Genomic DNA, 17,825 nt, shown 5'->3' on the forward strand with positions numbered 1-17,825 from the left:
ACATTTCAGATATCAAACGTCAGTTGATACCATGCCGGAATGGCCACGATCGATATCGCCGGGACGGTGCGCGAACGCGCCGCCCGGGAGTTGCGGGACCGCATCCTGACCGGCGCGCTGCCGGCCGGCACTCGGATCGACCTGGACGCCATCACCGAAGAATTCGCTACCAGCAGGACTCCGGTGCGGGAGGCGCTGCTCGAACTGTCCTACGAGGGCTTGGTGCAGGTGGCCCCGCGCAGCGGCGTGACCGTGATCGGCATCAGCCCCGAGGATGTCGTCGACAGCTTCACCATTCTCGGGGTGCTGACCGGGCAGGCCGCGGCCTGGGCGGCCCAGCGCATGGACCCGACCGAACTCGCCACGTTGCGCGAACTAGCCGCGGACGTGGTGGCGCGCTCCGGGGACGCCAGCATCGGCACGGCGAACTGGCAGTTTCACCAAAAGATTCACCGCGCCGCCCATTCGCCGCGGCTCATGACGCAGATCAAGCACGCGGTGCGGGTGGTGCCGAGCAACTTCCTGACCGTGTTCCCGGACCACGAACAACACTCGCTCGACGAGCACGAGCAACTGCTGAATGCGCTCGCCGACAAGGACGTTGAGCGCGCTCGGTCCATCGCCGAACGGCACGTCTTGGACGCGGGTCACTCATTGGCCGAGTGGCTGCAGCGCCGCGACGGCTAACCCGCGCTATCCGCCCCCGCCACCAGCGCCACCACCGGCTCCGCCGCCACCGGCCCCGCCGCCGCCACCGTTGTCGCCGTACACACCACCGCCGGTGCCGCCGCCGGACGGCACCTGGGGTGCGGCCGGTGGCGCCGACTGCGGCGGCGCCGGATTGGACGTCGTCGGCGGTGCGGCCGGTGCCTGACCGCCGGTGGCCGCCGCGCCGACGCCACCGGCCAAACCGAGCCCCAGCGTGACGACGGCGGCTCCGCCCAGGAGCGCCGCCGCGCGTTGTGCTTCTGCCCTCATCGTGATCCCCTATCTCGCTTCGGTTCAGTCCGAGGTACCCGCTATCGGTTCGCGTAATCGCGGGTCATGCCAAGGCGGGTAACACCGAATCGGTGAGCAACTGCAACGACTTCCAGGCCTCGTCGATCGGCATGCCGCCGACGAGAGGGTGCAGCACGAGCGGGCCGTAGTTGTCGGCCGCCCGCACCTCGGCGATCAGTTGGTCGGGGGTCAGGAAGCGGTATCGGCCTGAGTCCCGCACCTGGTCTAAGGTTTCGACTCCGGGCAGGTGCATCAGCGAACGCTGGTCGGTGGACCAGCGGCCGTAAGTCTTTGCCTCCCAGAGGATGTGTTCACCGAGCTCGGCCCAGGCCCGGTCGGGATCCTCGTGCAGGTAGATCATGCCGCGGTTCACCGGGCCCGGCATCAGGATGATCGGCTTCAGGCCGGTCTCCGAGCACAGTTGCCGGTAGTAGGCGGCGACGTCGGGCAGGTGGTCGGCCAGGCTCAGCGGCAACCCGAAACGCGCCGCGCGCCGGGCGGTGGCGGGCACGCCGCCGCCGACGTATAGCGGCGGGTGCGGGCGCGACCAGGTGCCACCGCCGAACGCCGCCTCGGGATCGCGGCCCGACCAGACGGCGAGCACCCGCTCGAGCAGGCCGTCCATCAGCCGACCCCGCTCGCCGAAATCGACGCCCAGCGCTTCGTATTCGACAGGGCGGTAGCCGAGGCCCACCGTCGTGTGCAACCGCCCGCGGCTCATGTTGTCGACCAGCGCGATGTCCTCGGCGAGCCGCACCGGATTCCACAGCGGGCCCAGCGCGCAATCGACGCTGGCGATCAGCGTCGACGTGCGGGCCAAGAGCATCGCCGCGGCCATGATCGGGTTGCAGCTCCAGCCGTGCCCGGTGGCGTGGTGCTCGTCGACGCTGATCGACGTGATACCGCGCGCCTCGCCCCACTGCGCCATCTCCAGCGCGGCTGCCACCAGCTTGTGCTGGTTGCGCGGATCTCCTTGTGGCGAGGCGAAATTGAAACGCAAGACGGTCAGCGGCACGTCGGGACCCCTACTCGGAATCCGCGGCGGACCGCAGAAACGCCGGAAAGTCGGGGAACAGCGCTCGGTCAACGATCTCGATCCGCGTACCGGAGGCATGCACATAGTAGGCGAACAGCGCCGGGCCCGGCGGCGCGGTGTTAGCCGTCGCCTCCAAGGTAAAACCGTTGTCTTGCAACGACCGGGCCGACGCGGCGAGGTCGTCCACAAAGTAACCCAGGTGGTGGATGGCGTTGCCCGGCGCCGCCGTCCAAGGACTGCTAGGTACCTCCTGGATCAGCTCGAGGTGTGGTGCCTGCAGCGAGTAGACGAAGGTGGACGTCAGCTCCACGGTTCCGTCGGCGGTGCGCAGAGGCAGCGTGTAACTCATCGGGCTGGTCCACCGGTATCCGCCCAAGGCACCCAGGTAGGCCATGGCCTCACCGACATCAGGGACGACGATGCCGGTGTGATAGAAATCCTCCGGGCGTAGCGCCAATGTCATTGCCCATCCCCCATTCTCAGATGCAATCCGACGCGCCGTCGACGACGAAGAGCGCACCGCTGGTGTAGCTGCTCTGCTCAGTGCACAGGAAAGCCACGGTCGGGGCGACTTCGTCGGCGGACCCGAGACGGCGCAGCGGGATGTGCGCCAGCTCGGCATCCACCAGTTCCTGGGCGCCGCGCATGGGCGCGGTCATCGGGGTGTCGATGACTCCGGGGGCGACCGCGTTGACCCGGATGCCGTCGCCGGCCCATTTGACGGCGAGGTTCCTGGTGAGACAGATGACGCCGGCCTTGGCGGCGCCGTATCCGGGCACCAGGGTGACGGCGCGCAACGCCGACATCGACGCCAGGTTCACAACGCTGGCGCCGCCGGCCGCGCTGGACGCTTTGAGCGCGCGGTGGAGGCCGACCGTCAGGCGGTACGGTCCGGTGAGGTTGAGGGCCACCGAGGCGTCGAAGCCGTCCGGCCGGGACTCGTCGAGACCGCCGGGAAAGTTGGCGCCCGCATTGTTCACGAGCACGTCGAGGTGGGTGAACCCCCGCGCCAGGGCGTCCACGGAGTCGGAATCGGTGATCCGCAGCTGGCGATAGCTCATGCCATCCAGGTCGCGGTCGTAATCGGTTGCGGCGGGCCGGGTTCCGGTGATGGCGACCTCGGCCCCGGCGTCGCGGAACAGGCGCGCGATGGCGTGCCCGATGCCGCTGGTGCCGCCGGTGACGAGCGCGGTGGTCCCGGTGAAATCGAAGGTGACGCGCGCCGTCATGAGTTCCTGGCCACCTGCTGCTTGAGCCAGGCGCTCTCCCAGAAATTGGTGCTCGCGGCGAGGAGTCTGTCGTGAGCTTCCCGGAGCACGCCTCGCACTTCCGGGTGGTCGGTGGAGACCAGCTCGGCGAGATGGATGGCGTGCAGGGGACGGCCGGCGTCGAGGTGGTCGCGGGCCCGTCGCACCAGGGCGTCCGCGCCGGCCAACTCCACCACATCGGCGGCGACGGCGTCAAACCCGACGGGGTACAGCTCGGTGGTCGACTCGTGGTGGAACCAGCCGGAATAGTTCTCCCAGATGGCGCGCACGTCCCAGGCGACCTTGCCATAGCCCTGTCCCACCTCGCGATCCGCGGGCAAGGTGATCTCGCGCATCAACGTCCGGACGTCCTTGCCGGCGTTCATCCCCGCGACGGTCTGGTCGTGGACGTACTCGAGCGCGTCGCGCAGCCGTGTCAGCTCGGCGTAGATCAGGTCGGCGCCGGCGATGGGCTCGAAGTGGCCGGTCACCAGCAACTCGGCGCCCAGGTCGCGAACCCGCTCCACCGACGCGATGGCCGTCAAGGCGTCGCGATAACGGTCGCCGCGCATGGTCACCAGGTTGGGAATGTGCCCGAACAGCGGGCCGAACGTGTTCCCACACAGGCAGATTCGCTCATCGGGCAACCAGACCACCAGCGAATCGGTGGTTTCACCACCGGGCACCGAGATCAGCTCGAGGCGCCGATCACCGACCCGCAACGTCAGGGTGTCCGCGAAATCGAGGTCCACGACCGGCGCGCTTTGACCGGCCAGTCGGGTGGTGCCGAGCCGGCGCTGGATGGCGCCGATGCCCGCCGCCAGCGTGTCCTTGAACGCGAACGCACTGCGGCTGGCGCGGTACGGGATGAGGCGTTCGTTGTCGTCCCGCCACGTCGTCCAATTCGCTTGCGCTACAACGATAGTATCCGGATCGCGCAGGCTCTCCAGGCCGCCGACATGGTCCACGTGGCCTTGCGTGAAGATCACATAGCGCACCGGCGAGGAGTCCACCGCGTCGAAGTTGGCGCGGTGCACCGGCCCCTCGAAACCCATGCCGGTGTTGACGACCACCCGGCCCTCGCCGGTGGTGAGCAGGTAGGAATTCGACAGTCCGGGCGAACACCACAGCCCCGGCGCGATGCGCTGGGCCTTTTCGGCCGACGCCGGACGCATGGCGTCCGGCGTCGGCCTACCGCGGTAGACCGGTTCACCGCGCGCCGCGTCACTGCCCATCGCCGCTGTCTCCTTCACTCGCTCTCGGGGCGGACGTCGAACCTGTCGAAGTAGTAGCCGAACCGGCCGCGCAATTCGTCGGCGGAGGTGCCGAAGTGCCGTTGCAGGTCGTAGCGGATTCTGCCGTGCTTGCCCCGGGGATTGCTGTGCAGGTAGCGCTGGAAGCGGTCCCGGACGTTGGCGGGAAGGTCCACGCCGCCGCGCCGGTAGAGCTCCTCGAGCACCGGCATCTCGTTGCCGTTGAGGTGGTCAAAGCTGATGTCGATGCTGCGTTCGGCGGGGACCGCGTCGCGGTCGCGCACACAGGCGCCGAGCAGCAGGTCCACCCGGTCGGTCCAATAGGTCAGCAGCCAGTCCGGATCGATGCTGGTGCGCCGCAACCGATCCGAGTACGCCATCATGGTGATCGCCGACTGGACCACCGCGACGGGATCGCGGTGGGTGAATGCCACCAGTGCATCGGGGAAGGTGGCCAGCAGCGGGCGCAGCTGCTCGCAATGCTGGGGGCTCTTGAGCACCCAGGTTCGCGGTCCGCGCAGGAATGTCAGCGCCTGCAGCACCTTCTTGAGGTAGGCGTAGTGCCGGCTCTGGTCCAGGCTCAGGTAGTAGTCGCGCCAATCCGGCACCCGCGCATGCCATTCCAGGACGTAGGCGGCCAGGTCGAGGTCGAGCAGCTCGACCTCTTCCTCGATCGCCTCGGGGAAGCGGTCGTGCATCGCGGCGACCAACGGGGCGCTGGCCATCAGCGCGTCGTGTTCGGCCATGGCGCGCGCGTAGCGCGGGTCGACACCGAAGGCGTCGGGACCCTGCCCGCGGGCGGGGATGGGGTCCTGGCTTTCCCAGTAGGGCAGCGCGCGCCGGCGCGGGTCGGCGGCGATGAGGTTGACGAGGTGGGTGGTGCCCGAGCGGGGCATGCCGACCACGACGAACGGCTTCTCGATGGTGATCGATTCGATTTCGGGGTACCGCTTGAGCAGATCGGTCAGCGATAAACGATTGCGCAGCAGGCGGACCACGCGCTGCCGCAGCGTCGACCGGGTCAGTTGGCGCAAACCCTGGTCGCCTTCGATCGCCGCCACGTGGGCGGTGAGGCGGTCGGTGAAGCCGTCGTGGTCGTCGATGTCCGTTCCGACACCGGCCTGGTGGACCGCCTCGGCGAGCATCTTGTCGAGGTCGAAGTCGACAGGTTTGGCTTCGGTGTATTCCAGGATCTGCCGCTGCAGGTCGGTCAGTACGGGCGAGGTCAGGTCGTCGAGGTCGATGTCGTCAACGGCTGAGCTCACTTCTGGCTGCCTACAGGTTGGCCAGGTCGTCGGGCACGTCGACCTTGTGCTCTTGCAGCGTTTCCAGCGGCACCACCTCGAGCGTGCGCTCGTGCGTAGAGGCCAGCACGACGGGGGCTGCGCAACCGTCCTCGTGCGCGCGCAACCAGTTCAGCGCGGTGACGCACCAGCGGTCGCCGGGCAGCAGCCCCGGAAAGCGGTATTCGGGAACCGGTGTCGACAGGTCGTTGCCGATGGAGCGTTGGTGCTCTAGGAATTCGGCGGTCATGACCGCGCAGATCGTATGCCGGCCGCGGTCCTCCGCCCCAGTCGAGCAGCAGCCGTCGCGGTAGTAACCGGTGAGGGGTTCGCTGCCGCACGGGTCCAGCGGGCCGCCCAGCACGTTTCGATCCAGCACCCGCTCAGTATTGCGCCCCCGGGGGCTTACGTTGAAGTAACTTCGCGATTCGTGTTGCCGGTGTGCGCGCCCGAACCGCCGGGGTGACGGGCGGATAACAATTCTTCACTCAAGGTGACGCGACACCCTGAGCAAATACCGGGGAAACCGCTTGGAAAAACTATGGTCACCCCGTGGAACGTCGAACGGCGCTGAAGCTCCCCCTGCTGCTGGCGGCGGGCGCTGCGTTGGCCAAGGCGCCGCGGGCCGCCGCCGAGGAGGCGGGCCGCTGGTCACCCGACCGCGCCAACCGCTGGTACCAGGCTCAAGGCTTCCTCGTCGGGGCGAACTACATTCCGGCCAACGCGATCAATCAGTTCGAGATGTTCCAGCCCGACACCTTCGACCCGCGGCGCATCGACACCGAGCTCGGCTGGGCCAGGTATTACGGCCACAACACGGCGCGGGTGTTCCTCCACGATCAGCTGTGGACGCAGGATCAGCGCGGGTTTCAGACGCGCCTCGCCCAGTTCGTCGACATCGCCGCGCGGCATCGGATCAAGCCGCTGTTGGTCTTCTTCGACTCCTGCTGGGACCCGCACCCGAAGGGCGGTCGGCAGCGCGCCCCGCGGCCCGGCGTGCACAACTCCGGGTGGGCGCAGAGCCCGGGGGCGGACCGCCTCGGCGATCCCCGCTATGTGCAGGTCATGCACGACTACGTCACGTCCGTGTTGACCCAATTCCGCAGCGACGACCGCATTTTGGGGTGGGACCTGTGGAACGAACCGGACAACCCCGCCCACCAGTACCAGAGCACCGAGAGGAGCGACAAGGAGCAGCTGGTGACCAACCTGCTGCCCCAGGTCTTCCGGTGGGCACGCGCGGTGGATCCCAGCCAACCGCTGACAAGTGGTGTGTGGCATGGGGATTGGGGCGAGCCGAAGGGCCGCACCCCGATCAGCGACATCCAGCTCGCCAATGCCGACGTGGTCACGTTCCACTCGTACGCCGAGCCGGCGGGATTCGAGTCGCGGATCGGCGAGCTGACTCCGCTTGGGCGCCCGATCATTTGCACCGAGTACATGGCGCGGCCGCGGGGCAGCACCGTCGAGAGCATCCTGCCCGTCGCCAAGCGCCACAACGTCGGCGCCATCAACTGGGGCCTGGTGGCCGGAAAAACCCAGACGTACTTTCCCTGGGATTCGTGGGATCACCCGTACAGCGCGGTTCCGAAAGTATGGTTCCACGACCTGTTGCGGCCCGACGGCCGCCCCTTCCAGGACAGCGAAGGTCAAACGGTCCGGAAGTTGGCCGGCAGCCAAGCCTGAGCTGACGCCGTTTAACGGCCCCGTTGCGGTAGTAGGGTTGAACCGCGGAAGGGGGCGGCGATGACTCTGACCAGCTTGAGCGAGCCGGAGCTGATCGCCTCGGCCGGCGGCGACCCGTGGGCGATCAACCAGAGCCTGCAATCGGGTAGGCCCTTTCAGATCTCGCAGTTGGCCAAGGCGTTCCATGCCGCGGGCCGGCACACCGCGGAAGCCGAACTGGTCTTCCAGCTCGCCCGAAAGCGGTTCGATGAGTCGTGGAACCACCAAAACGGTGACAACCCGATCAACGACTCCGCGGAGGTTCAGCGGGTGTCGAAGGCCCTCGGCGACCAGTCCGAGCAGCTGCCCAAGATCGGCGCCGATCTGGAGATCGTCGCGGCAGCCTTGGCGGACGCCCAGAAGCAAGGCGCCGCGGAGATCGCCGGACTGGATCATCGACTGCATGTGCTCGACATGTTCAAACACGCGGCGGAAACGGACCTGGCCGAGGTGAGCATGCCGCCCGAACATGCAGCGAAGCTGCGGAAATTCGCCGACGCTTGCCACGCCGACGCCGTGGACGAGGTTCGCGACGCGTTGAAGCAGATGATCTCTATTCGCAGCGCTTATGCGGATACCTTGCACAAAGCGCAAGGCTCCCTACATAGCGAGGGCTATGACCCGCCACAGGATGTCGGCAACACCATGGATCAGCCGCTGCAAAATTCTGTGAGGGACCTAGGACCTATCGCCGGTACCGGAGCCGTTCCGGGTATTCCTGGCATCGGGGCGGCCGATCTAGGTGAAGTTATCGAGGTTCCCGGACAGCCGGGCAAATATCTTGCGATCTTTGGGGACTCATTCTCGGGCAATAAAGTTGCGGAGGGCCAACACTATCGTTCGGTAGCCGTACCGGTGACTTTCGACCCTGACGGCCGTCCACACTTCGGGGCACCCGCAAATGTCCCCGAAGGCAATCCAACTGGCCATGAGCTCTTCCCCATGCCCGATGAAGCGATCAAGGCGCACATAGAGGACACGCTCCCCGCGGGAACGATCGTGTCCGGTGGAAAAACTTACATGATGGTGACCGGCACCAAGGGGAACCTCCACCCGGCGGCTTCGTGGCTAGTTGAAGTAAATGGCGATCCCGCCAATGGATGGACGATGGTTCCAGGTTCTTACCGTGCTGCTGATGCAGCGCCCACTCAAGTCAGCGGTTATAAGGGTTCGGACGGCAAGGTTTACATCGCCGCCGATTCTTTTGACCGGAGCCGGGGTGTCACCATGTATCGGGCAGATCCTGACAGGGTCGGGGATCGCGGCAGCTGGCAGCCCTGGACGGGGAAGGACTGGGGCGCGCCGACGGATCGGCCCGTACAGGTGACAAACGACCGTTATGGTGAGCTCAGTTTTCGGGAAATCGGCGGCATGCCTGTCTTATCCGGTTTTAACGAAGACGCCCATGGCGGAAGTGTCGAAGTACGAGTCGGGACCAGCCCGACCGAGATCTTCGGTTCAGATGTCAACCCGACGGTGGTCGTGCAGAACGGTGATCGCAACGCTCCGCAATTTTTGCCCCAGCCGTATGGCGGGTATATTCTGCCGGGCTCGACTTTGGAAAACCTTCGAATGTTCGTCAGCCAATGGAACACAGCTAATGGGCCAAATAACAAGCCAATTGGCACACCCTACGACACGCGTGAGTTTCAACTAAACCTTGGTAATTAGTGTACGGTGGTGTGCGGCGATGGGATGGGCAGCGGTGATAATGACCAGACTTCATGTGACTATTTGCGTCGGTGCTATTTCACTCAGCTCACTAGCTGGCTGCACAGCTCATGCTGATACACCCGCGTTTCCCGACCTTAGCCGTTACGCTACCGTTGACCCGAGCGACTATACAATTGATGTTCCCAATCCAGGGCGACCACCACTGTCGACCGTTTACTTCATCACACCCGATGGTGTTGTATGCAACTTTGTGCCGGATCAAGCACAGTGCAGCGGAAACAATTTCCCGTCGGTACCACCCGCGACCACTAAGCCCGGCGCGAGCGGCGCAGCAGTAAATTGGATAGGAACTACTACCGGCCTTAAGCAGACCAATGAAGGAGAGCCGTCGCGAGTAATCGATGGTCGACCTATTAAAACGCTTCCACCGCTGCACGCTATATCTGTAAATAACATCATCTGCGGAGTGGACAATTCAGGTATGACGGCCTGTAAGGATTCGCAAGGCCGTGGCTTTGTACTCTCACCACATGGTTCGGGTTGGCTGCCTCATGTGTGAAGGCAGTAGTTGATATGACGGCTACTCGCCACCGGGCCACAGAAGATCTGCGCGACGACAGCTTCGTTCGCTAATTGTTCTCTCGGCAGCCGGTAGGTGGCAGCCCCTCGCTGAAACGGTCAGGAAGCTCGGGGTCCATGCCTTAAGGCGCCGCGAAGTCACCCACCGCGGTCATTTTGTTGCCATCAAAGGCGGTGGCGAAGCCGCCCGCACCGAATGCGCAGTTTGTGATGATCGCCCGGTGCGGCGGGCTTTGCATCCACGAATCGAGGGCCTGGTTCGGGTTCGCAGCGGTTCCGGTGCCCCAATAGACGATCTCGCCCGTGGCGTGAGTCCTGTAACCCGCCTCGGCGATGCGCGTCTGGGGCGACGAGCCGTCCGATCCGATGTGTCCGCTTAAGCCGCTGTGCAGCATGTCGTCGGCGTGCCGTTGCGCTGCTGCCGTCAGGCGCGCGTCGTCGCGGATCGCACCGCACGGCGAACGCAACCCGTTGATGCCGGTGTACAGCGCTGTGCCCAAACCGTCTGCGCGCGCTTGAATTTCAGGAGCGGCGACCAAGACACAGCAAGCGGATACGACTGCGACGATCTTGATTCTGTCCGTCATAGGGCCTCTTAGCCGAGCGCTGTGCTGTTTTCCGTTAAGCAAGCTAACCATACTGGACCAGGCGGCGTTCCAAATTCGCCATCACGGGAGCCAGTGCTGGGGAGGCGGACACAGTCCTGCTGCCAACGAATAGAGAACCGATTTACAGATGTCTCACGAATCGAATGGCGCCAATCGCACGGCCAAGGGCATCCCGCAGCGAACCAGCAGCGCGAACCGCCCCTGCGGAACGGCCGCCGCCTCGGCGCGAATCATCGTCACCAGTTCACGCTTGAAGTCGCCTCGCGGGTAACGCCTGAGAACCTCAGTGACGTTGCCGGGCGCGACGTCCCACACGCGCAGTCCCGCACCGTCGACCATCGCTCCCCATTGCAGATAACAGCCGAGCGCACCGTCGGTGTCGATTGTGATGCCTGGCGTCGTGTGCACACAGATACCGTCGGCGAGCAGCTGGGCGCGCTCGTCGGCGACGCCCGTGTTATTGGCGCATCCCAGAGTTCGCTCGGCGCTGGCGAGGGTGAAATCCTGGTTCGCCGTTGGGTTGACGATGCCGTAGTCGTGCAGCAGCGCCCCGCAATAGAAGAGTTCGTCGTCGAGTTGACACCCATCGACCGCCGCGAGCGCGTTGCCGTACAGCCAGGTGCGATAGGAGTGCCCCTGCAGGGTCGCCGGCAGTTCCGCGCACGCTTCTTCGGCCTCGCGCGCGAACCTGGAATCGGGCACCTGGAATGCGGCGAGGTCGACGTGCGCTGCCGCCGCGGGAACCGCGCCCAGCGCGAGCTTGACCCTTCCGACGGCATTGGCCCATTGGCCCACCGCCGTCGCTACGACCAGGCGTCGGCGCTCGGCCCGCGACAACTGGCCGCCGGTGCGACGGGTCCAGCTCAGGCCGCCCAACCGGTTCGGATCCGGTGTTCTGGCGGTCATCAGCTCGCCGTCCAGAGGTCGCATTGCGGCGAATAAACGCACGCGGCGGATCGCGAGCTGAAGCCTGCGTCGGCCATCGTGAGAATCTATATCGGGCCCGAGCGCCAGTGGAGTGCGCCCAGAGCGGCACGCAGGCGGCTCTCGGCGTTGGCTTCGGCCCGCTGGGGCAGGACGAGCACACCAGCGCTTTCGCGCTGACGATTTTGGCGGTGGCGGAGGGATTTGAACCCTCGGACGGTTTTAGCCGTCACACGCTTTCGAGGCGTGCTCCTTAGGCCGCTCGGACACGCCACCGCCGAGCAGCTTACCGAACCGATGCCCGCTCACCCCAATCGCTGGTTGGCGAAGAACATCTCCAGTGGCGCAGCGCACTCCGCGGCGAGCACCCCGCCGCGGACCTGCGGGCGGTGGTTGAGCCGACGATCGCGAACCACGTCCCACAGCGAACCCACCGCGCCGGTCTTGGGTTCCCAGGCGCCGAACACCAGCCGCGCCACCCGCGCCAGCACCAGAGCCCCGGCGCACATGGTGCAGGGTTCGACGGTCACGGCCAGCGTGGCGCCCTCCAGCCGCCAGCCGTCCCCGAGCACTCCGGCCGCCGCACGCAGCGCCAACACCTCGGCATGGGCGGTCGGGTCGCTCAGCTTTTCGCGGGCGTTCACCGCCCGGGCCAGCTCGGAACCGTCGGCGCCGACCACCACCGCGCCGATCGGCACGTCACGCGGCCCTGCCGTCACCGCGACGGACAAAGCGGACCGGATCAGGTCTTCGTCAGAGATCACCGACCGAGCCTGACTGCGGCGACCCGCTTCGCCCGGCTCCCTCATTAGTGGCGACCCGCGGCGCCGGGCTTGCGATCGCCACGGCCGCGCTCGCGATCACCGACCGAGGCGGTCGATCACCGCCGACAGCTGATCGGCGAAGCCCATCTCGCGGGCGATGCGGCCGAGCTGCTCATCGGCGTAGAGGTCGGTCTCGTCGAGGATGACCCCCAACACCGCCTCCGGCAGCCCGATGTCCGACAGCAACCCCAGGTCACCCTCTTCGAAGGGGTCGGAATCCTCGAGGTCGTCGGGGTCGAGGTCGGCGTCCAGCTTGTCCAGGACCTCGGCGGCGATGTCGTAGTCCAGCGCGGCGGTGGCGTCCGACAGCAACAACCGCGTCCCCGACGGGGCGGGGCGCACGATCACGAAGAACTCGTCGTCAACGTCGAGCAGGCCGAACACGGCCCCGGAGCTGCGCAGCTCTCGCAGTTCCGTCTCGGCGGCCTTGAGGCTCGTCAGGGATTTGGCGGCCAAGGGAGAGCAGCGCCACTGGCCCTCTTCACGCACGACCGCGACGCCAAAACCGTCCGGCGTATCCGCGGACAGGCCCTGGGCAGAGGCCCGTTGTGCTCCCATGGGCGCTTACGGTAGTCCGTGACCAGGCCCCTGACCAGACGGCGCCGACCGCGCCCGCGACCCCGCCCCATCTGGCGGCGCCGCGGCTTGCCGAATGTGCCAACCTTTTAAGTGTGGCCAGCCCTTCCTCGCGAACTCCGGTGTGCGTGCTGGGGCTGGGGCTCATCGGAGGCTCGATCATGCGGGCCGCCACCGCGGCCGGCTACCAGGTGTTCGGCTATAACCGCTCGGTCGAGGGTGCCCACGGCGCGGTCGCCGACGGCTACGACGCGAGCACCGATCTAACCGCCACGCTGAACCGGGCCGCGGACACCGGCGCGCTGATCGTGCTGGCCGTGCCGGTGCCGGCGTTGGCGGGCATGCTGCGCCACATCGCCGACCTTGCCCCCGGTTGCCCGCTGACCGACGTCACCAGCGTGAAGAAGGCGGTGCTCGACGAGGTCGTCGCGGCCGGGCTGCGCGGCCGTTTCGTCGGCGGTCACCCGATGACGGGCACCGCGCACTCCGGCTGGACCGCCGGGCACGCCGGCCTGTTTACCGGCGCCCCGTGGGTGCTCAGCGTCGACGACGACGTGGACCCCGCGGTGTGGTCGCTGGCGATGCGGTTGGCCCTGGACTGTGGCGCGGTGGTGGTGCCGGCCCGGTCCGACGAGCACGACGCCGCGGCGGCCGCCATCTCGCACCTGCCGCACCTGCTGGCCGAGGCGCTGGCCGTCATCGCCGGCGAGGTGCCGCTGGCCTTCGCGCTGGCCGCGGGGTCGTTCCGCGACGGCACCCGGGTGGCGGCCACGGCCCCCGACCTGGTGCGCGCGATGTGCGAAGCCAACTCCGACCAGCTGGCGCCGACGGCCGACCGCGTCATCGAGCTGCTCAGCCGCGCCCGCGACGCGCTGGCCCACCACGAACCGGTGGCCGACCTCATCGAAGCCGGGCACGCTGCCCGGACGCGCTATGACAGCTTTCCGCGGTCCGACATCGTGCACATCGTCATCGGCGCGGAGAACTGGCGTCAGGAATTGGCCGCCGCCGGGCGCGCGGGCGGGGTGATCAGATCCGCTCTGCCAAGCCTGGATAGTCCACGATGAAACCGTCTTCGTCGACGCTCACGGTGGTATCGGAGATAGGTGACCGCAGCTTGATGCCGTCGAGGGTTCCGGTGCTGGTGTAATTCACCACGGCCGCCGTGACCGACATCTCCGGCAGGTTCACATAGACGACGGGCAGCGCCACCGAGTCCGCCCGCTGCTGCAGGCTCAGCCGCCGGATCGGCAGTGCGTTGAAGAACGGGCTGAACTCGACGTCGACATCGAGCGCACCGTTGTAGGCCGCGCGCCGCTCCCCCTGATGGTCGGTCACCAGCCACATGTTCTCGTCGTCGCGGGCGAACGAGATGACGCGCTCCCGCTCGGCGGAGGTGACGGTCATGCCGAGCCGCTTGGTCGCGCCCGTCTCGTCGGTCTGCAGGTCGTAATACGCGCCGAACGCCGGATTGCCGGGGGTGGCGGCCGCCACAATGCGGCCGTTGGCCTTGATTCTGTTGCCGGACACCTGTATTCGCACCGACTCCATCCGGGAGACGTCCTGGGCGCGCCACGTGAGCATTGCTTGCCACACGCGCCGACTGGGATCAGAGGGGGCTGCGTTCACTCATCTACCGTAAGACGTCCAGCCCGCCCGCGAGGGAAGTGCCCGATAAGTGTGGCGCAGTCGCCCTGCGCCCGGCTGCGAGAGCCACACCGCCAGGGCGAGCAGGCCGTCGAGGGCGAGCGCCAGTACGGCCACCATGACGGCGCCCACCAGCGCCAGGGAGAACTCCCGCTCCTTGATTCCGTCGATGAGGTACCTGCCCAGCCCGCCGAGGCTGGCGTAGGCGGCGACGGTCGCGGTCGCGACCACTTGAAGCGTCGCGTTGCGTAAGCCGCCCAGGATCAACGGCAACGCGTTAGGCACCTCGGCGCGCAACAACACCTGAGTCTCGGTCATGCCCATGGCCCGGGCGGCGTCGACGACCGTCGGCTCCACACTGGTGATGCCCGCGTAGGTGCCGGCCAGCAGCGCGGGGACGCCGAGCAGCATCAGGGCCACTATCGGAGGGCCCAGGCCCAGCCCGAACAGCAACGTCCCGAGCAGCAGCACCCCCAGCGTCGGCAACGAGCGCAACCCGTTCACGGCGCCCACGACGAGCAGGGTGCCGCGGCGGGTGTGCCCGACGATCAGGCCGAGGGGAACGGCGATCAGCACCGACGCGCCCACCGCGATGGCGGTGTACTCGAGGTGCTCGAGCACGCGGGCCGCCAGGCCGACCGGACCCGTCCAGTTGTCGGCGGTCAACAGGTAGGTGACGGCCCTGCCCACGAAGTTCACCGGGCACCCCCCACAACTGGCGCGGTCACCGGACCCTGGCCGGTGGTGGCGCGTTCCCACGGGGCGGCCAGCCGGCCCGCCACGACGATGAGCACGTCGATGGCGATCGCCAGCACCAGCAGCGCGATGATCCCGGCGAGGATCTGATCGCTCTTATCCGTCTGGTAGCCCTGCGTGAACCAGGCGCCCAGGCCGCCGATGCCGATCACCGATCCCACCGACACCATCGCGATGTTGGTGGCCACCACCACCCGTAGGCCGGCGATCAGCACCGGAACGGCAAGCGGCAGTTCGACTTTGACCACGCGGACGAGGGGGCGGTAGCCGACCGCCGTCGCCGCGTCGCGCACCACCGCCGGCACCGCGTCGAGCGCCTCGAGCACCGCGCGCACCAGCAGGGCCGCGGTGTAGGCGGTGAGCGCCACCATGACGTTGGCCTCGTCGAGGACGCGGGTGCCGATGATCGTCGGCAGCGCCACGAACAGCGCGAGCGACGGGATGGTGAATACCACCCCGGCAACCGCCGTCGTCAGCCCGCGGGCCAGCGGGATCGGCCGCACCGCGGCGCCCAGCGGCACCGCGATCGCCAGCCCGATGAGCACCGGCACCAACGACAACCGCAGGTGCACGACCGTGAGCCGCCAGGCATCGTCGAGGTGGGTCAGCAGATAATGCATCGCCTAGGGCCCCGACGCCCGTCGTCGCGCGTCCACCGCGGCCAGCACATCCTCGGCCGACACCCCGCCGATCACCTTGCCGCCCTCGTCGACGGCGACGCCGACTCCCGACGGGGACGACAGCGCGGCGTCCAGCGCCTGGCTGAGGTTTCCCCGCGGGAACAACAGCGAGCCGACGGCGCCCATGCTGTCGACCAGCGCGGCGCCGGCCGCGCACCGGCGCAGCCCGTCGGCGTCGAGCCACCCGACGGGCGCGCCGGCCTGGTCCACCACCAGCGTCCATCCACCCGAATGGTGTTGTCGTGCAACAGTTTCGGCGGTCACACAGTCGAGCTCGCGCAAGGGCAGGCCAGTGGCGTCGAGGAGCTGCAGCCACCGGTAGCCGCGGCCCAGGCCGATAAACCTGGCCACGAAATCGTTCGCGGGGTGCGACAGCAACCGCGCGGGCTCGTCGTATTGCTGCAGGACGCCACCCTTGAACACGGCGACCTTGTCGGCGAGCCGGAGCGCCTCGTCGATGTCGTGAGTGACGAACACGATCGTCTTGTGCAATTCACTTTGCAGCCGCAAGATCTCGTCCTGCAGGCCGTGACGCACCACCGGGTCGATGGCCGAGAACGGCTCGTCCATCAGCAGGATGGGCGGGTCGGCGGCCAGCGCCCTCGCCACCCCGACCCGCTGTTGCTCACCGCCGGACAGCTGTGCGGGATAGCGGGTGGCGAGCTTGGTGTCCAGGCCGACGCGCTCGAGCACGTCGTAGGCGGCGGCGCGCGCGGCCCGGCGGGGCTGCCCCAGCAACACCGGGACCGTCGCCACGTTGTCGATCACCCGCTGATGCGGCATCAGCCCCGCGTGCTGGATGACGTAGCCGATGCCCAGGCGCAGCGTGACGGGGTTGCGGGTGGCCACGTCGGTACCGTCGATCGTGACGGTGCCCGACGTCGGCTCGACCATCCGATTGATCATCCGCAGCGCCGTGGTCTTGCCGCTACCGGAGGAACCGACGAACACGGTCAGCTTCCCCTCGGGGACGGTCAGATTCAGTTCGTCGATCGCGGTGGTGCCGTCGGCGAACGCCTTGCGCACCTTGTCGTAAACGATCACGTCACCCCGATCGGATGGTTGAAACCGTTGTCGCGAACCCAGTTTCGCGCCGCCTGGTCGGGATCCATGCCGGAGTTACCCGAGACGGCGGCGTTGAGGCCGGCCACCCCGGCCGTGGTCAGTTTCGCCGACACGGCGTCCAGCACGTCGCGCAGCCGTCCCGACTTCTTCTGCGAGTTAAGCAGCGGCACAATGTTTCCGGCCAGAAAATTGTGCTCCGGATCGTCGAGGGCAACCAGGTGATTCTGCAGGATCGCGGGCGAGGTGCTAAACACGTTGGCCGCGTTGACCCGCCCCTCGGTGAGCGCCCGCACCGTCACCGCGCCGCCGCCGTCGTCGATCGCCAGGAAGTTCCCGGGCCGGATCACCAGCCCGTATTTCTGCCGCAGTCCCGGCAGACCGGCGGGGCGGGTGGCGAACGCCGCGGGCGCCCCGAATCGGACGTCGGCCGAGTGCGCCGCCAGATCGCCGATCGATGTGAGGGACCAGGAGTTTGCGGTCCGATCCGTGACCGTGACGGTGTCGGTGTCGCTGGCCGGCGACGGGGTCAGCACCGCCAGGTCGGCGGGCAGCCGCCCGCCCAACTCCCCCTCGACGGCGTCGAGGGTGGTGACCCGGGATTCGGGCGCGAAATAAAGCAACAGGTTGCCGATGTATTCCGGCACCAGGTCGATGGAGTGGTCCTTGAGCGCCGGGATGTAGGTCTCTCGGCTGCCGATCCCCATCCGCCGGCCGACATCGAACCCGTTGGCCTGCAACGCTTGTGCGTAAATTTCGGCGATGATCTGCGATTCGGTGAAGTCACCGGACCCGACGACAATGGACGTCGGGCTGCGCACCTGCGCTCCGAGCGGATCGGAGTTGCCGCACGCCGCCGCGACGGCCATTGCCGTCATCCACACTGCCGCCTGAGCGATCGCGCCGTGCAGCCGCGGCAGGAGCGTCATACCGCCGACACTAACGTCTCGGA

21 protein-coding genes and 1 tRNA gene are annotated in these 17,825 nt (G+C 67.3%); 5 read left to right on the forward strand and 17 right to left on the reverse strand.

Translation table 11 applies throughout. The features are described 5' to 3' along the window. The first annotated feature begins 39 nt into the window (after window positions 1-39). A complete protein-coding gene (locus A5700_RS06210) occupies window positions 40-687 on the forward strand; it encodes a GntR family transcriptional regulator (protein ID WP_068071365.1) in 648 nt (215 codons plus the stop codon). 6 nt (window positions 688-693) lie between these two features. On the opposite strand, the gene A5700_RS26540 is transcribed toward A5700_RS06210, so the two are convergent. The 7 genes from A5700_RS26540 to A5700_RS06240 all read right to left on the reverse strand — a co-directional run bounded on the left by A5700_RS26540 (window position 694) and on the right by A5700_RS06240 (window position 6,197). After that, window positions 694-978: a hypothetical protein gene (locus tag A5700_RS26540; protein ID WP_197502869.1), complete on the reverse strand. Its 285-nt coding sequence runs from the start codon at window positions 976-978 to the stop codon at window positions 694-696. Window positions 979-1,042: 64 nt separating this feature from the next. Continuing rightward, the gene (locus tag A5700_RS06215) at window positions 1,043-2,014 is read right to left on the reverse strand and encodes an LLM class flavin-dependent oxidoreductase (protein ID WP_068071363.1); all 972 of its coding nucleotides are present in this window, start codon (window positions 2,012-2,014) and stop codon (window positions 1,043-1,045) included. Between the two features lie 10 nt (window positions 2,015-2,024). After that, the gene (locus A5700_RS06220; RefSeq protein ID WP_068071361.1) at window positions 2,025-2,498 is read right to left on the reverse strand and encodes a VOC family protein; all 474 of its coding nucleotides are present in this window, start codon (window positions 2,496-2,498) and stop codon (window positions 2,025-2,027) included. A gap of 16 nt (window positions 2,499-2,514) precedes the next feature. After that, entirely contained in the window at window positions 2,515-3,264 is a 750-nt protein-coding gene (locus A5700_RS06225; RefSeq protein WP_068071359.1) for an SDR family NAD(P)-dependent oxidoreductase, read from the reverse strand. Beyond that, window positions 3,261-4,517, reverse strand: a complete 1,257-nt coding sequence (locus A5700_RS06230; RefSeq protein WP_068071444.1) for an MBL fold metallo-hydrolase — start codon at window positions 4,515-4,517, stop codon at window positions 3,261-3,263. Before A5700_RS06230 ends, A5700_RS06225 begins: the two co-directional genes overlap by 4 nt. A 14-nt stretch (window positions 4,518-4,531) precedes the next feature. Next, window positions 4,532-5,800: a sulfotransferase gene (locus tag A5700_RS06235; protein WP_068071357.1), complete on the reverse strand. Its 1,269-nt coding sequence runs from the start codon at window positions 5,798-5,800 to the stop codon at window positions 4,532-4,534. A gap of 10 nt (window positions 5,801-5,810) precedes the next feature. Continuing rightward, entirely contained in the window at window positions 5,811-6,197 is a 387-nt protein-coding gene (locus A5700_RS06240; protein WP_068071355.1) for a DUF2237 family protein, read from the reverse strand. A gap of 173 nt (window positions 6,198-6,370) precedes the next feature. Here A5700_RS06240 and A5700_RS06245 point away from each other — a divergent pair, with 173 nt between their 5' ends. Genes A5700_RS06245 through A5700_RS27380 form a run of 3 tightly spaced genes read left to right on the forward strand, consistent with a single transcriptional unit; the run spans window position 6,371 to window position 9,776 of the window. Next, on the forward strand, window positions 6,371-7,504 hold the full coding sequence (locus tag A5700_RS06245; RefSeq protein WP_068071353.1) for a cellulase family glycosylhydrolase: 1,134 nt from the start codon (window positions 6,371-6,373) through the stop codon (window positions 7,502-7,504). Between the two features lie 60 nt (window positions 7,505-7,564). Continuing rightward, a complete protein-coding gene (locus A5700_RS25135; protein WP_082960545.1) occupies window positions 7,565-9,214 on the forward strand; it encodes a DUF4185 domain-containing protein in 1,650 nt (549 codons plus the stop codon). A gap of 40 nt (window positions 9,215-9,254) precedes the next feature. Next, window positions 9,255-9,776: a hypothetical protein gene (locus tag A5700_RS27380; RefSeq protein ID WP_369828234.1), complete on the forward strand. Its 522-nt coding sequence runs from the start codon at window positions 9,255-9,257 to the stop codon at window positions 9,774-9,776. Between the two features lie 142 nt (window positions 9,777-9,918). Here the strand turns inward: A5700_RS27380 and A5700_RS06250 are convergent, their stop codons facing one another. The 5 genes from A5700_RS06250 to A5700_RS06270 all read right to left on the reverse strand — a co-directional run bounded on the left by A5700_RS06250 (window position 9,919) and on the right by A5700_RS06270 (window position 12,710). Beyond that, window positions 9,919-10,383, reverse strand: a complete 465-nt coding sequence (locus A5700_RS06250) for a CAP domain-containing protein (protein WP_197502868.1) — start codon at window positions 10,381-10,383, stop codon at window positions 9,919-9,921. 153 nt (window positions 10,384-10,536) lie between these two features. Continuing rightward, window positions 10,537-11,352 carry a phosphohydrolase gene (locus A5700_RS06255; RefSeq protein WP_156671100.1) on the reverse strand — a complete coding sequence of 272 codons (816 nt, stop codon included), beginning with the start codon at window positions 11,350-11,352 and terminating at the stop codon, window positions 10,537-10,539. Window positions 11,353-11,514: 162 nt separating this feature from the next. Further along, window positions 11,515-11,604: transfer RNA gene (locus A5700_RS06260), tRNA-Ser, on the reverse strand. 29 nt (window positions 11,605-11,633) lie between these two features. Beyond that, on the reverse strand, window positions 11,634-12,092 hold the full coding sequence (locus A5700_RS06265; RefSeq protein ID WP_068071351.1) for a nucleoside deaminase: 459 nt from the start codon (window positions 12,090-12,092) through the stop codon (window positions 11,634-11,636). Between the two features lie 96 nt (window positions 12,093-12,188). Further along, window positions 12,189-12,710, reverse strand: a complete 522-nt coding sequence (locus tag A5700_RS06270; RefSeq protein ID WP_068071349.1) for a tRNA adenosine deaminase-associated protein — start codon at window positions 12,708-12,710, stop codon at window positions 12,189-12,191. Between the two features lie 140 nt (window positions 12,711-12,850). Here A5700_RS06270 and A5700_RS06275 point away from each other — a divergent pair, with 140 nt between their 5' ends. Further along, window positions 12,851-13,795, forward strand: coding sequence for a prephenate dehydrogenase (locus A5700_RS06275; RefSeq protein WP_082959629.1), 945 nt, complete (start codon window positions 12,851-12,853; stop codon window positions 13,793-13,795). Here the strand turns inward: A5700_RS06275 and A5700_RS06280 are convergent. From A5700_RS06280 to A5700_RS06300, 5 genes are read right to left on the reverse strand one after another with little or no spacing between them, the layout of a single operon-like run. Beyond that, the gene (locus tag A5700_RS06280) at window positions 13,758-14,357 is read right to left on the reverse strand and encodes a putative glycolipid-binding domain-containing protein (RefSeq protein ID WP_068071345.1); all 600 of its coding nucleotides are present in this window, start codon (window positions 14,355-14,357) and stop codon (window positions 13,758-13,760) included. The genes A5700_RS06275 and A5700_RS06280 overlap by 38 nt on opposite strands. Next, entirely contained in the window at window positions 14,358-15,074 is a 717-nt protein-coding gene (locus A5700_RS06285; RefSeq protein ID WP_068071343.1) for an ABC transporter permease, read from the reverse strand. After that, complete coding sequence (locus tag A5700_RS06290; protein WP_068071342.1) at window positions 15,071-15,751, reverse strand: ABC transporter permease; 681 nt, start codon at window positions 15,749-15,751, stop codon at window positions 15,071-15,073. Before A5700_RS06290 ends, A5700_RS06285 begins: the two co-directional genes overlap by 4 nt. Window positions 15,752-15,754: 3 nt before the next feature. Continuing rightward, entirely contained in the window at window positions 15,755-16,855 is a 1,101-nt protein-coding gene (locus A5700_RS06295) for an ABC transporter ATP-binding protein (protein ID WP_068071340.1), read from the reverse strand. Then, a complete protein-coding gene (locus A5700_RS06300) occupies window positions 16,852-17,802 on the reverse strand; it encodes an ABC transporter substrate-binding protein (RefSeq protein WP_068071338.1) in 951 nt (316 codons plus the stop codon). The genes A5700_RS06295 and A5700_RS06300 overlap by 4 nt, the downstream gene beginning before the upstream one ends. Window positions 17,803-17,825 lie beyond the last annotated feature (23 nt).

This window comes from Mycobacterium sp. E1214 (genome assembly GCF_001666755.1).
In the GTDB taxonomy this organism is placed as follows: domain Bacteria; phylum Actinomycetota; class Actinomycetes; order Mycobacteriales; family Mycobacteriaceae; genus Mycobacterium.

Coding starts and splice junctions, on each gene's coding strand:
- A5700_RS06210 (WP_068071365.1), top strand. CDS start 40: ATGGCCACGATCGATATCGCCGGGACGGTGCGCGAACGCGCCGCCCGG.
- A5700_RS26540 (WP_197502869.1), bottom strand. CDS start 978: ATGAGGGCAGAAGCACAACGCGCGGCGGCGCTCCTGGGCGGAGCCGCC.
- A5700_RS06220 (WP_068071361.1), bottom strand. CDS start 2,498: ATGACATTGGCGCTACGCCCGGAGGATTTCTATCACACCGGCATCGTC.
- A5700_RS06225 (WP_068071359.1), bottom strand. CDS start 3,264: ATGACGGCGCGCGTCACCTTCGATTTCACCGGGACCACCGCGCTCGTC.
- A5700_RS06230 (WP_068071444.1), bottom strand. CDS start 4,517: ATGGGCAGTGACGCGGCGCGCGGTGAACCGGTCTACCGCGGTAGGCCG.
- A5700_RS25135 (WP_082960545.1), top strand. CDS start 7,565: ATGACTCTGACCAGCTTGAGCGAGCCGGAGCTGATCGCCTCGGCCGGC.
- A5700_RS27380 (WP_369828234.1), top strand. CDS start 9,255: ATGACCAGACTTCATGTGACTATTTGCGTCGGTGCTATTTCACTCAGC.
- A5700_RS06250 (WP_197502868.1), bottom strand. CDS start 10,383: ATGACGGACAGAATCAAGATCGTCGCAGTCGTATCCGCTTGCTGTGTC.
- A5700_RS06270 (WP_068071349.1), bottom strand. CDS start 12,710: ATGGGAGCACAACGGGCCTCTGCCCAGGGCCTGTCCGCGGATACGCCG.
- A5700_RS06290 (WP_068071342.1), bottom strand. CDS start 15,751: ATGCATTATCTGCTGACCCACCTCGACGATGCCTGGCGGCTCACGGTC.
- A5700_RS06300 (WP_068071338.1), bottom strand. CDS start 17,802: ATGACGCTCCTGCCGCGGCTGCACGGCGCGATCGCTCAGGCGGCAGTG.